Raw genomic sequence first — 12,690 nt, forward strand, 5'->3', positions numbered from 1 at the left:
AGTACAATATTCGGGAAAAATAATGATAAAAACAAATAATTGAAAAATCTTTTTAGCTTAAGTATTCTGCCTGCGATGCGATGAACAAACGTTTTACATCTATTTCCTTTTTAACAGGTAATCGATGCATTCTTGCAGGATTTCGGCACGGGCAAGCTTCATGACGAGGAAATAGCATGCGGCGGCTATGAGGATTTTCGTGAGGAAAGTGACGGGGAGCGGGCCTCCGATGCCTTGCGATGCGCTCCAGCCCGCGGCACATGCCACGAGAGCGGTAAGGAGGAAAGGAAGCAGGTCGAGTAGTAAGGCTTTTACTTTTAGTCCGATGAACCGCCGGGCAAAGCCTTGCCACACGAACAGCCATACGATGTTGAGGCACACGTTCACGACCACCATTGCGTAGATGCTTCCGCCCAGTTGTATTAATACTAAGACGGTGAGGAGCTGGAGCACGACTTGTGCGATGATATTTCCCATATAGATGTCCGATTTCCCCTGGCTGATGATGAGGCTGGAGAAGAGGGTGTTGAGGGGAACGAAGGCACCTCCGATGCAGAGCAATTGCATCAAGGGGATACTGCCTGTCCACTTTTCGCCTACGGTCAGGAGAATCAGCTCGTGTGTCACGATAGAGAGTCCGAACATCGCCGGAAAAGCAAGGAAGGCACAGAAGCGGAGTATCTTGCGGAATACGCGCAGGGAGCGTTCGCGGTCGTCGCTGATGCTTGCCAGTACAGGTTGTGCCACGCTGCCCATCATTCCTGTAATAAATTGATGCCCCGTGGCGTTCCATTTATTGGCTTGGTTATAATTGCCCACCGCTTGTGGGTTGAAGTATTTTCCCAGTATGACCGAAAGCAGGTTGTTGTTCAGCTGGTTGGCGATGTTTGTTATTAGGAGCTTGCTGCTGAAAGCGAAGAGCGGCTTCAGCGGGCGGAAATCAATCCGGAACGTAGGGCGCCACGGCGAGAAATACCAGCTGCATATTGTCACGACAATCAGGTATGTAAGGCTTTGTGTGGCGATGCCCCAGTAGGAAAATCCGTGGTAGGCAAGCGTGATGCCCAAACATCCCGATAGGATGTGGGCGATGATGCCCGAAAGTGCCTGCTGGCGTACCTTCAGATTGCGGAAAAGATAAGCTCCTTGCGCCGTGCCCAGGCTGGCAATAGGAATGGCAAGAAAGCAATAACGCGCCAACGGGATAAGGGCAGGTTCATGATAAAAACGGGCTATCAGCGGGGCGCAAAAGAACAATACGAGGTAGGCACACACGCCGATGCCGAGGCTGCACCAGAATACGGCGTTATAGTCTTCGTGCCGGATGTGCTTCACGTTTGCCAGTGCGGCACGGAAGCCGCTTTCCTGCAATGAGTTCCCGATAAGGGTAAAGACGGTGAGCATCCCCACCATGCCGTACTCCGCCGGTCCGAGCATCCGCCCCAGGATGATGCCGAATACGAGCACGAGCAATTGCTGGGCACCGTTGTTAACGGCTCCCCAGAATAGTCCTTTCGCGGTCTTTTCCTTTAATGATTGTTCGGGCATATTGCAAGATTAAAAGATGAAACACAGATTAACGCAGATTAGCGCGGATTTTTATTTTTAGAATCTGCGAAAATCTGCGTTAATCTGCGTTTCAAGATAAAAAGATTACTTCACTTCGCTACCCGGCTTCACTTCGCGCAAGACGGAAGTGACCGCCAGCGAGCCGTCGAAGTTTTCGGCACTCAATATCATGCCTTCGCTCACTAAGCCGTTCTTGAACTGGCGCGGGGCGAGGTTGGCGATGAACAATACCTGCTTGCCTACCAATTCTTCGGGTTTGTAGTGCTGGGCGATGCCGCTCACGATGGTGCGGTTTTCCAGCCCGTCGGCTATCTTGAATTTCAAGAGTTTTTTCATCTTAGGCACGTTCTCGCATTCCAGCACTGTGCCTACGCGGATGTCCAGCTTGTCGAAGTCCTCGATGCTAACGGTCGGCTTCACGGGGTTTGCCTTGTAGGCGGCAGCTTCGTTCGCCTTCTTGGTGGCAAGCAGCTTGTCCACTTGTGCCTGGATGACATCGTCTTCTATCTTTTCGAAGAGCAGTTCCGCCTTGTTCAGGGCGTGTCCGGCTTCCAGCAGGTCGGTGCGTCCCAGTTGTTCCCAGCTGAAGGTTTCCATGTTCAGCATCTTGCGGAGCTTTTCGGAGCTGAAAGGCAAGAACGGTTCGAAGGCGATAGAAAGGTTTGCTACCAGTTGCAGGGCGATGTTGAGGATGGTTGCCACACGGTCCATATCCGTCTTTGCCAGCTTCCACGGTTCGGTGTCGGCAAGGTATTTGTTGCCGATGCGGGCAAGGTTCATTGCCTCCTTCTGTGCATCGCGGAACTTGAATACGTCAAGCAGTTTTTCTACCTGGGCTTTTACGTCTGCAAATTCCTGCAGGGTTGCCCGGTCGTAATCGTTCAGTTCTCCGCAGGCAGGAACCTTGCCTTCAAAATATTTGTGGGTCAGCACGAGGGCACGGTTCACGAAGTTTCCGTATACGGCTACCAGTTCATTATTATTACGTGCCTGGAAGTCCTTCCATGTAAAGTCATTGTCCTTTGTTTCCGGAGCGTTGGCGGTGAGTACGTAGCGCAATACGTCCTGTTTGCCGGGGAAGTCCTGCAGGTATTCGTGGAGCCATACCGCCCAGTTGCGTGAGGTGGATATCTTGTCGCCTTCCAGATTCAGGAACTCGTTTGCCGGCACGTTGTCGGGCAGGATGTAGCTGCCTTCCGCCTTCAGCATGGCGGGGAACACGATGCAGTGGAACACGATGTTGTCCTTTCCGATAAAGTGTACGAGGCGTGTTTCGGGGTCTTTCCACCATTTCTCCCATGAGTCGGGCAGCAATTCCTTAGTGTTCGAGATGTAGCCGATAGGTGCGTCAAACCATACGTAGAGCACCTTTCCTTCGGCTCCCTCTACCGGAACGGGGATACCCCAGTCAAGGTCACGGCTTACGGCACGCGGCTGAAGTCCCATGTCGAGCCACGACTTGCACTGGCCGTACACGTTGGGGCGCCATTCCTTGTGGTCTTCCAGAATCCACTGGCGCAGCCATGCCTCGTGCTTGTTGAGCGGCAGGTACCAGTGCTTGGTTTCCTTCATTACCGGCTGGCTTCCGCTGATGGCACTCTTCGGGTTGATAAGTTCGGTAGGCGAGAGCGTGGAACCGCACTTCTCGCACTGGTCGCCGTAAGCGCCCTCGGCGTGGCAACGCGGACATTCGCCCGTGATGTAGCGGTCGGCAAGGAAGGTCTTTGCTTCCTCGTCGTAGTATTGCATTGAGGTCTTTTCTACGAACTCGCCTTTGTCGTAAAGGGTACGGAAGAATGCCGATGCCGTGTCGTGGTGCACTTTCGAAGTGGTACGTCCGTACACATCGAACGAGATGCCGAACTCCTTGAACGAGTCGCGGATGAGCGTGTGATAGCGGTCCACGATGTCCTGCGGCGTGCATCCTTCCTTCTTGGCGCGGATGGTGATGGGCACGCCGTGCTCGTCCGAGCCTCCGATAAATAATACCTCTTCTTTCTTCAGGCGCAGGTAGCGCACGTAGATGTCGGCAGGCACATATACGCCCGCCAGGTGTCCGATGTGGACCGGTCCGTTGGCGTAAGGCAATGCCGAGGTGACAGTAGTCCGTTTGAATTTCTTTTCCATATAGCGTATGTTTTTTCTTTGATTTCGAATAACGCCTGCAAAGATACGTTTTTTTTCCGTATGTTTGCAGAAACCAAAACCTTATGTGCGTATGAAACCGATAATAGGTTTAGTGCTGCTTGCCTTGGCGGCTTGCGGAGGACAGCAGAAGACCGAAAGTCCGCTTGCGGCTGAAACCGATACGGTACAGGTAAAGGAACCGGACAAAGAACCGATAACCTTGGAGCGTGAGACCGAAAAGCCGGTTTATGACATGATAGAAGGAGATACGGTCTACAGATATGCGGACAGCGGGCCGGAGTTTTCCATTCCTAAGCCTTACGGCTCGGAATATAGCACGGGCTTGGAACACTACATACAAGAAGCCGTGAAGGACATCCACATCGGCGAAGGCATCTCTGTGGTTTCTTTTGTGGTCAATAAAATGGGATTGCCTTGTCACGTCATCCTCGCAAGGTCGGCAAAGGTATTTGCGCCTGATGCCCGTTCATACCGCCAAATGGATTCCATTGCTTGCGAGGTGGTCCGCAACCTGCCTTACTTCATCCCCGCCAGCCTTAACGGGGAGGCGGTCAACTATCTGATAGGAGTAGCGGTAAGGTTTAAATAAATGTGGTTGTTTTGAAGATTGCTTGTAGAGGCGTTGTTCGATGCGGACGGTCGTTTCAGAAGTTTTCATAGGCTGAAACTTTAGTTTTCACTTGTAGAAACTATGGTTTTTACTTGTGAAAACCTTAGTTTCAGAAGCTGTTTTGAATTTATCGTGCGATGATTTGGGATGAGTTTTTGAGGCATTTTCGCTTGTGTGATGAGGAAGATAGCGGGCTATCTGACGAAGAACAGGAGCGAAAAGGACCAAAAAATCGCCCAAAGCACACACGAAAACGAACACATCAAGCCAAGAAAAACTTTTTGGAGAAATTCAAAACAGCTTCTCAGCTTGATTTGATTATTTGAAACTTTAATTGGGCGATTTAACGGGGCTGTATGAAATGGCGTTATGTTCGGCAGGGAGGTCATCCTTTCCGCTGCACGATACGCGCTCCGGCAGGCACGCTTTCCGTCACCCAGATGTTGCCGCCGATGGTAGCTCCGCGCCCTATCGTGATGCGTCCCAAAATCGTGGCGTTGGAATAGACGATGACGTCGTCTTCCAGAATGGGGTGGCGGGGGATGCCTTTAATCGGGTTCCCGTGTTCGTCGAGGGGGAAGCTCTTTGCGCCCAGCGTTACGCCCTGATAGAGTTTCACATTGTTACCGATGATGCACGTGGCTCCGATTACCACGCCCGTACCGTGGTCGATGGTGAAATGGCTTCCTATTTTGGCTCCGGGATGGATGTCGATGCCCGTTTCCGAGTGTGCCATTTCGGTGATGATGCGGGGGATGAGCGGGACGTTCAGCGTATGCAGCTCGTGGGCGATGCGGTAATTGGTAAGGGCGCGGATGATGGGGTAGCAGCAGATGATTTCGCCGAAGCACGTGGCGGCAGGGTCGCCATAATAGGCGGCTTCCACGTCCGTAGCCAGCACGCGCCGAATTTCGGGCAGGCGGCTGATGAACTGCGCGGCGATGTTCTTGGCGCTTGCCTTGCAAAGGGGGGCGTCGGACATTTCGTCCGACAGGGCATTCTCGATACCGAAGCAAAGTCCCGCCTGTATTTGCTCAGTGAGCAGGCGGAATAGTTCTTCTACGTTTACGCCGATATGGTAGCTCAGCGTGCGCCGGTGAATGGTGGAATTGCCGAAATAACCGGGAAAGAGTATTTCGCGCGCCAGCTCTACGATGCGCCGGAGCGAAGCGGCGGAGGGCAGCGGCTCGCCGTCCTTGTATTGATGGAACAGCCCGTCGTACGATTGGCTTTCGGAAAGCTCGCTTACGGCTTTGTTCAGGATAGGTGTGTAGTCAGATGTTATCATGTCTTATGTTGTTTTGTATTTGGTTTCATTCTTGATGTTTCGTCACAGAGGGCGCAGGCCCCATTTTGTCCTATTATATTATATAGTCAATCAGAAATGGATTGCGAAAAATCCGTTAATCCTTTCTATTGAACACAGAGGCACAGAGACACGGAGAAATAAATATATAGAGAAGGTAAAGACCATAGAGCCAGACTTTTACTCTGTGAACTCTGTTCTATCAAAAATAAAGCTCTGTGCCTTTGTGTCTCTGTGTTCCATTCCATTTTTCGCAAACCAATTTTGTCCTGCTCTAAAAACTCTGTGAGCCTCTGTGGTGAGATGCTTGGGAAACGTTTATCCGAAGCATACTCCCATGCGGCGTCCTTGCACAATCAAATCGTTGTCGGGGGTGACCAGCTTCAGCTTGCCTGCCACGTCTGCCAGCGGGACGGAAACAATATCGTCGCCTTGCAGGGAGACCATTCTTCCGAATTTGCCTTGGGCTATCAGCTCTGTAGCGTGCCCTCCCATGCGTGTGGCAAGGGTACGGTCGAAAGCCGTGGGGCTTCCTCCGCGCTGGATGTATCCCAATACCGTCTCGCGGGTCTCGAAGCCGGTTTCGTATTCGATTTCCTCGGCGATGTATTGGGCGGCTTTTTTCCCGTTCAGGGTGGGGATGCCTTCGGCTACCACTACAATCGAGTAGGGCTTGCCTTTTTTCAGCCGTTCGATGATGACATCCCCTATGTTGTGGATATTGAAAGGAAGCTCGGGAAGCAGGATGATGTCGCCTCCGCCTGCCATGCCTGAGTGCAAGGCAATCCAGCCCGCTTTATGCCCCATCACTTCGATGACCATCACGCGTTGGTGCGAGCTTGCCGTGGAATGCAGGCGGTCGATAGCCTCGGTGGCAATGCTTACCGCCGAATCGAAGCCGAACGAAATGTCGGTGCCCCACACGTCGTTATCGATTGTCTTGGGTATCATGACCACGTTTATGCCGGTTTCTGCCAGCTTTGCCGCAGTTTTCTGCGTGCCGTTCCCTCCGATGCATACCAGGCAGTCCAGCCCGTGCTTCTGAATGGTGCGCATCAATGCCGCCGGTGTGTTTTCCGGGGCTGATGCTTTCCCGCGCCGGAAAGGCTTTACCCGCGAAGTGCCCAGAACAGTCCCTCCCATTGTGAGCAGCCCGCCCAATGAGGTTTCGGTAAGCGGAGTCACTTCGTCATCGAGCAATCCGCGGAAACCGTTGTGGATGCCGTACACTTCCATTCCATAATAATTTATAGCTGTCTTGCAAACGCCTCTGATAGTGGCGTTGATGCCGGGGCAATCGCCTCCTGCCGTCAATATCCCGATTCTCATAACCTTCAAATTTAGTCTTCACGTGGTAAAGTTATAAGAAAAAAGCGTAGATTTGTCTTTTCTAACATAAAAAATATATCACCGATAAGAGAAATGGCTAACTTTGCGGAGCAGAAAAATAAACAAACCAATGGTTTCAACAAAGTTAATCGAAAAGCTATTCGTTTCCCGTCAAAAGGAAATAGACACATACACTACACAGGCGGAAGCTATCCAGGAAAAGGTGTTCCGGAAACTTACCGCACAGGCTTCGGATACGGAATGGGGCAAGAAATACGATTTTGCGCATATCCGTTCATACGCTGATTTCCAGCGTGTGCCTATCCAGCAATACGATGACATCAAGGGCTACGTGGACCGTATGCGCCATGGAGAAAAAGACGTGCTTTGGCCCGGGCGGGTTATCTGGTATGCCAAGTCGTCGGGGACTACAAGCGATAAAAGCAAGTTCATTCCCGTAAGCAAAGACGGACTGAAGCACATTCATTACCGGGGTGGAACCGATGCCGTGGCGCTTTACTTGCGCTCGAACCCTGAAAGCCGTTTTTTCTCGGGCAAAGGATTGATATTGGGCGGAAGCCATAGCCCGAATTATAATGTAAAGGACAGCCTGGTGGGAGACCTTTCCGCCATTTTGATACAGAACATCAATCCGCTGGTGAACCTTATCCGCGTGCCGGGCAAGGAGATTGCCTTGCTGAGCGAATTTGAAGAGAAGGTAGAGCGGATTGCCGAGACTACGGTACACGAAAACGTGACCAACCTCTCGGGAGTGCCTTCATGGATGCTGGCGGTCATCAAGCGCATCTTGGAAAAGACCGGCGCGAAGCACCTGAACGAGGTATGGCCCAATCTGGAAGTCTTTTTCCACGGAGGGGTATGTTTTACGCCCTACCGCGAGCAATACAAGCAGCTCATCCCGTCCGACAAGATGCACTACATGGAGACCTACAATGCCAGCGAAGGATTCTTCGGCTTGCAGAGCGACCTTGCCGACCCGGCGATGCTTCTGATGATAGATTACGATGTATTCTACGAGTTCATCCCGCTGGAGGAAATTGATAACCCGAATCCCGCTATCGTGCCTTTGACGGGTATCGAGACGGGGCGGAACTATGCGATGGTCATCAGCACCTCGTGCGGATTGTGGCGGTATATCATCGGCGATACGGTGAAGTTTACCCAAAAAGACCCGTATAAGTTTGTCATTACGGGCCGCACCAAGCATTTCATCAACGCTTTCGGTGAGGAGCTGATGGTGGACAATGCCGAAAAAGGGCTTGCCAAGGCTTGTGCCGAGACCGGAGCGCAAGTATTGGAATATTCGGCGGCTCCCGTCTTTATGGATGCCAATGCCAAATGCCGCCACCAATGGCTCGTCGAGTTCAGCGTCATGCCTGACTCGGTGGAGAAATTCCGCCACGTGTTAGACCGTGCCCTGCAGGAAGTGAACTCAGATTACGAGGCGAAACGCCATAAAGACATTACGCTTCAGGAATTGGAGCTGATTGTGGCACGCCCCAACCTTTTCCACGACTGGATGAAGCAAAAAGGCAAGCTGGGAGGCCAGCATAAAGTGCCTCGCCTGAGCAATAACCGAGACTATATAGAAGAAATGTTGAAACTGAATAAGCCTACGCATACCGCATGAAACCCATACCCAAGTACATAGCCCTGCTGCTGTTCATTATCGGATTTTACGCGTGTGCCGGTACGGGCTGGTCGCCCGACGGAGGCCCTTACGATGAAGAGCCTCCCAAGTTTGTTCGTGCCACGCCGGTTCCGAATGCCGTCAATAACACGCGCAAGAACGTATCCATTGAGTTCGACGAATACATCAACCTGGAGAACGCTTCGGAAAAAGTCATCATCTCGCCTCCTCAGCGCGAGCAGCCCGAAGTAAAGACCAGCGGCAAGCGGGTCGTGGTGAAGTTTATCGATTCGCTGATGGCAAACACCACTTACACCATCGACTTCGGCGATGCCATCGTTGACAACAACGAAAGCAATCCGTTGGGGCAGTTCTCGTATGCCTTCTCTACCGGTCCCGAGATAGATACCATGGCGGTGTCGGGCACCGTGCTTAATGCTGAAAACCTGGAACCGATAAAAGGCATTCAGGTAGGACTGCACAAGAACCTGAACGATACGGCGTTCACCAAGCTTCCTTTCGACCGCATCTCGCGTACCGATAGCCGCGGGCAATTCACCATCCGGGGCGTGGCTCCGGGCAAATACCGTATTTATGCGCTGCAAGACGGGAACCAGAATTATATGTACGACTCGAAGACCGAGACGGTGGCATGGTCTGATTCGCTTATCGTGCCCGACATGACGCCTGCCGTACGCTTTGATACGGTATGGAACGAAATCGACACCACCCACATCGATACCATTTTCGAAGTGCATTACACCCGCTTCCTGCCCGATAACATCATGCTTCGCGCTTTCAAGGAAGAAAGCACCATGCAATACCTGGCGAAGAGCGAGCGTCCGGAGACCAAGAAATTCAACCTTTATTTCAGTGCGAAGGCAGACACCCTGCCCACGCTGAGAGGGCTGGACTTCGATGAGAAACAGCTCATCGTGGAAGCCAATCTGCGCAACGACAGCATCACCTATTGGGTGAAAGACACTACGTTATGCGAACGCGACACACTGACCATCGAACTGAAGTATCTGGAAACCGACACGCTGGGACAGCTGGTGCCTACGACCGACACGCTGCGCATGGTGAACAAGATTCCGCGCGAACGGCGCCTTGCCATGAAGAAAGAGGCGGATGAGAAGGCGGAGAAAGAACGCAAGAAGAAAGAGAAAAAAGGCGATACCCTTGCGGTGCAGACCCCGTTCCTGACGATAAACGTGGATGCGCCTTCCGAACTGGACATCAACCGCAACATCGTATTGAGTTTCGAAGAACCGGTAGAGCACATCGATACGTCGGCGATTCACATGCAGACAATGATAGACTCGGTATGGCAGGACACGCCGTTCATTTTCCAGGCCGATACCATTGCCCCGCGCCGCTACATTGTCCTTGCCAACTGGCAGCCCGGACAGGAATACCAGCTTACGATAGATTCGCTCGGATTCAAAGGCATCTACGGACTGTATACCGACAAGGTAGAGAATAAATTGAAGGTAAAGACCGTAGACCAGTACGGCACCCTTTTCCTCAACATCACGGGAGCCGGACCGCATGCCATCGTGCAGCTTTTGAACAGCAGTGATGCCGTGGTGCGCCAGCAGCCCGTAAAGGAGAACAATACCTGCGACTTTTATTTCCTCCAGCCCGGCACGAAGTACTATCTCCGCCTGTTCAACGATACGAACCGCAACGGCAAGTGGGATACCGGAAACTATGAGGAGAAACGCCAGGCGGAAGAAGTATTCTATTTCCCCAAGACCTGGGAAATGAAAGCGAATTTCGAATTCGAGGAAAACTGGAACCTTTACGCCATACCGCTCGACCGCCAGAAACCGGACGAGATAAAGAAACAGAAGCCTGACGAAACCAAGAAGATTAAAGACAGGAACAAGGAAAGAGCTAAAAAATTAGGACGAACATGATGAAGAAAATCTTACTCTGCCTGTGCTTGCTGACAGGAAGCCTGGCGATGAAAGCCCAATGCGGTGCCGTGAACAATGCCATCAAGCCCGGAGAATCGTTGAGCTACGAATTGAAGTTCAACTGGAAATTCATCTGGTTTAACGTGGGATGGGCGCGGATGGATGTAAACGAAGCTGTCTACAACGGCCAGCCCTGCCTGCGCACCGACCTGCTCTCGTACACCAACAAGCGCTTCGACCGCTGGTTCAAGATGCGTGATACGCTGACCTGCATCACCAGCCAGCAGCTGGAGCCGCTCTACTTCCGCAAGGGAGCCGAAGAAGGCAAACGCTATACCGTAGACGAAGTGAACTTCAGCTACCGTAACGGGAAGTGCATCGTCGACCAGCAGCGCACTCTGAGGGGTAAAACTACTCAAAAGCACGATGAAATGGATGTCTGTGTCTACGACATGCTGAGCATCCTGCTGCAGGCACGCTCGTACGACCCCACCGACTATAAGGTAGGCATGAAAATCCTCTTTTCGATGGCTACGGGGAAAAAGGTCGAAAAGCAGACACTCATTTACCGGGGAAAGGAGAATTTTACTTCGGAGAACGGCACTACTTACCGCTGTCTGGTATTCTCGCTCGTGGAATATGTCGACAAGAAAGAAAAAGAAGTCATCACCTTCTTCGTCACCGACGACCTTAACCACTTGCCCGTTCGGCTCGACATGTACCTTAACTTCGGCTCTGCCAAGGCGTTCCTCACCGACATCAAGGGTAACCGCCATCCGCTTACTTCGATTGTAGAAAAGAAATGAGCCAGCCTATAAATCATAAATAGTCAAATCGTAAATATGAAAACACGTACTTTACTCATTGGCATCCTGCTTACGGCTGGATGCGGCGCGAACATTTCCGCGCAACAGCCTGTACCCGAAAAGCCGCGTATCCTTATCAGTACCGATATCGGAGGCACAGACCCCGATGATAACCAGTCGGTAGCCCATTTCCTGATGTACAGCAACCGTTTCGAAACCGAGGGACTGGTTTCGTCTCCCTCTTATGGAAACGGAAGCAAGGAAGAGCTTTTCCGCATGATAGACCTCTACGAAAAAGACCTGCCCCGCCTGCAAGCCCATGAAGACGGATTTCCCACTCCCGATGCGCTGCGTGCGGTATGCAAGCAGGGAAGCCAAGGAGCCGCGCCTTTTTGCGGATACGGCGAACCCACCGAAGGCTCGGAGTGGATAGTAAGCTGTGCGCGGCGCGAAAGCAGCCGCCCGCTTTGGATATTGGTATGGGGCGGATTGGATGATGTGGCGCAAGCCTTGCACGATGCGCCGGATATCAAGAAAAATATCCGTGTCTATTGGATAGGTGGGCCGAACAAGAAATGGAGCGTAGACAGCTACCATTATATTATAGCCAATTTCCCGGATCTGTGGTTCATCGAAAACAACACGTCTTACCGCGGATTCACCGCCGACAAGAAGAAACAGGATGCCTGCAACGCATTGTTCTACGATACTTACGTGCGTGGAGCGGGAAAGCTGGGAGCCGATTTCATAGATTATTACGAAGGGCTTCCCAAGCTGGGCGATACTCCCTCGCTGCTTTACATGATGGACGGCGACCCGGATGACCCTTACCGCGAATCGTGGGGAGGAAGTTTCTGTAAGACAAGCCACACGCCCCGTACCGTCTTCCGGCGTACTGCCACTGCAAAAGACACGGTACAGATTTGCTCGATTATTGAATTTTACGTAAAAGGTCCCGTACTTCCCATTGCATCAGATTCGGCATGCATCACGCTTACGGTCCGCAACCAGAAGTGGGCTGGACGTTATTTGGGCAATGGCGAATACATGGTGCGCCACTCTACCTACTATACAGGCACTTTGCCTTACACAATTACCTCGGATATCCCCGGTTTCCCCGAACAGAACGGTTTCTTTACCGTAGCCAACCGTTGGGACAAGCAGACGGCGGATACCGATTACCGGGTGGGCGAGAACTGGTACACCGATAATTACGACCCTGCACTGATGGAACGGAACTGTGCCGGCGCGCTCACCACCTCGAAATGGCGCAATGCCGTGATTGAAGATTGGGGAAAACGCTGGGGCTGGCTGAAATAACGGAGCGGATTTATACGATGCACGGTATG

Annotated in this window: 10 protein-coding genes; 6 read left to right on the forward strand and 4 right to left on the reverse strand. The window is 52.1% G+C overall.

The window, feature by feature from the left end:
* Nucleotides 1-99 precede the first annotated feature (99 nt).
* Together BACSA_RS11835 and metG are read right to left on the reverse strand one after the other, a co-directional pair.
* Nucleotides 100-1,548: a lipopolysaccharide biosynthesis protein gene (locus BACSA_RS11835; protein ID WP_013618332.1), complete on the reverse strand. Its 1,449-nt coding sequence runs from the start codon at nucleotides 1,546-1,548 to the stop codon at nucleotides 100-102.
* 105 nt (nucleotides 1,549-1,653) lie between these two features.
* Entirely contained in the window at nucleotides 1,654-3,696 is a 2,043-nt protein-coding gene (metG, locus tag BACSA_RS11840; protein ID WP_013618333.1) for a methionine--tRNA ligase, read from the reverse strand.
* 91 nt (nucleotides 3,697-3,787) lie between these two features.
* Here metG and BACSA_RS11845 point away from each other — a divergent pair, with 91 nt between their 5' ends.
* On the forward strand, nucleotides 3,788-4,306 hold the full coding sequence (locus BACSA_RS11845) for an energy transducer TonB (RefSeq protein ID WP_013618334.1): 519 nt from the start codon (nucleotides 3,788-3,790) through the stop codon (nucleotides 4,304-4,306).
* A gap of 158 nt (nucleotides 4,307-4,464) precedes the next feature.
* The gene (locus BACSA_RS20240; protein ID WP_041584016.1) at nucleotides 4,465-4,653 is read left to right on the forward strand and encodes a hypothetical protein; all 189 of its coding nucleotides are present in this window, start codon (nucleotides 4,465-4,467) and stop codon (nucleotides 4,651-4,653) included.
* A 59-nt stretch (nucleotides 4,654-4,712) separates the two neighbouring features.
* Here BACSA_RS20240 and BACSA_RS11855 read toward each other — a convergent pair whose 3' ends face one another.
* Together BACSA_RS11855 and BACSA_RS11860 are read right to left on the reverse strand one after the other, a co-directional pair.
* The gene (locus BACSA_RS11855) at nucleotides 4,713-5,615 is read right to left on the reverse strand and encodes a serine O-acetyltransferase (protein ID WP_013618335.1); all 903 of its coding nucleotides are present in this window, start codon (nucleotides 5,613-5,615) and stop codon (nucleotides 4,713-4,715) included.
* Nucleotides 5,616-5,951: 336 nt separating this feature from the next.
* On the reverse strand, nucleotides 5,952-6,962 hold the full coding sequence (locus BACSA_RS11860) for an ATP-dependent 6-phosphofructokinase (protein ID WP_013618336.1): 1,011 nt from the start codon (nucleotides 6,960-6,962) through the stop codon (nucleotides 5,952-5,954).
* A 130-nt stretch (nucleotides 6,963-7,092) separates the two neighbouring features.
* On the opposite strand from BACSA_RS11860, the gene BACSA_RS11865 reads away from it, so the two are divergent.
* Genes BACSA_RS11865 through BACSA_RS11880 form a run of 4 tightly spaced genes read left to right on the forward strand, consistent with a single transcriptional unit; the run spans nucleotide 7,093 to nucleotide 12,661 of the window.
* Complete coding sequence (locus BACSA_RS11865) at nucleotides 7,093-8,613, forward strand: GH3 auxin-responsive promoter family protein (RefSeq protein ID WP_013618337.1); 1,521 nt, start codon at nucleotides 7,093-7,095, stop codon at nucleotides 8,611-8,613.
* On the forward strand, nucleotides 8,610-10,535 hold the full coding sequence (locus tag BACSA_RS11870) for an Ig-like domain-containing protein (protein ID WP_013618338.1): 1,926 nt from the start codon (nucleotides 8,610-8,612) through the stop codon (nucleotides 10,533-10,535). Before BACSA_RS11865 ends, BACSA_RS11870 begins: the two co-directional genes overlap by 4 nt.
* Nucleotides 10,532-11,341: a DUF3108 domain-containing protein gene (locus tag BACSA_RS11875; RefSeq protein WP_013618339.1), complete on the forward strand. Its 810-nt coding sequence runs from the start codon at nucleotides 10,532-10,534 to the stop codon at nucleotides 11,339-11,341. Before BACSA_RS11870 ends, BACSA_RS11875 begins: the two co-directional genes overlap by 4 nt.
* Before the next feature lie 36 nt (nucleotides 11,342-11,377).
* Nucleotides 11,378-12,661 (forward strand): DUF1593 domain-containing protein, encoded by a 1,284-nt coding sequence (locus tag BACSA_RS11880; RefSeq protein ID WP_013618340.1) that lies wholly within the window; start codon nucleotides 11,378-11,380, stop codon nucleotides 12,659-12,661.
* Nucleotides 12,662-12,690 lie beyond the last annotated feature (29 nt).

Source organism: Phocaeicola salanitronis DSM 18170, from assembly GCF_000190575.1.
GTDB classification, from domain to species: Bacteria; Bacteroidota; Bacteroidia; order Bacteroidales; family Bacteroidaceae; genus Phocaeicola; species Phocaeicola salanitronis.

Excerpts from the sequence above, each read along its gene's own strand:
- BACSA_RS11835 (WP_013618332.1), bottom strand. The coding sequence starts at position 1,548 with ATGCCCGAACAATCATTAAAGGAAAAGACCGCGAAAGGACTATTCTGG.
- metG (WP_013618333.1), bottom strand. The coding sequence starts at position 3,696 with ATGGAAAAGAAATTCAAACGGACTACTGTCACCTCGGCATTGCCTTAC.
- BACSA_RS11845 (WP_013618334.1), top strand. The coding sequence starts at position 3,788 with ATGAAACCGATAATAGGTTTAGTGCTGCTTGCCTTGGCGGCTTGCGGA.
- BACSA_RS20240 (WP_041584016.1), top strand. The coding sequence starts at position 4,465 with ATGATTTGGGATGAGTTTTTGAGGCATTTTCGCTTGTGTGATGAGGAA.
- BACSA_RS11855 (WP_013618335.1), bottom strand. The coding sequence starts at position 5,615 with ATGATAACATCTGACTACACACCTATCCTGAACAAAGCCGTAAGCGAG.
- BACSA_RS11860 (WP_013618336.1), bottom strand. The coding sequence starts at position 6,962 with ATGAGAATCGGGATATTGACGGCAGGAGGCGATTGCCCCGGCATCAAC.
- BACSA_RS11865 (WP_013618337.1), top strand. The coding sequence starts at position 7,093 with ATGGTTTCAACAAAGTTAATCGAAAAGCTATTCGTTTCCCGTCAAAAG.
- BACSA_RS11870 (WP_013618338.1), top strand. The coding sequence starts at position 8,610 with ATGAAACCCATACCCAAGTACATAGCCCTGCTGCTGTTCATTATCGGA.
- BACSA_RS11875 (WP_013618339.1), top strand. The coding sequence starts at position 10,532 with ATGATGAAGAAAATCTTACTCTGCCTGTGCTTGCTGACAGGAAGCCTG.
- BACSA_RS11880 (WP_013618340.1), top strand. The coding sequence starts at position 11,378 with ATGAAAACACGTACTTTACTCATTGGCATCCTGCTTACGGCTGGATGC.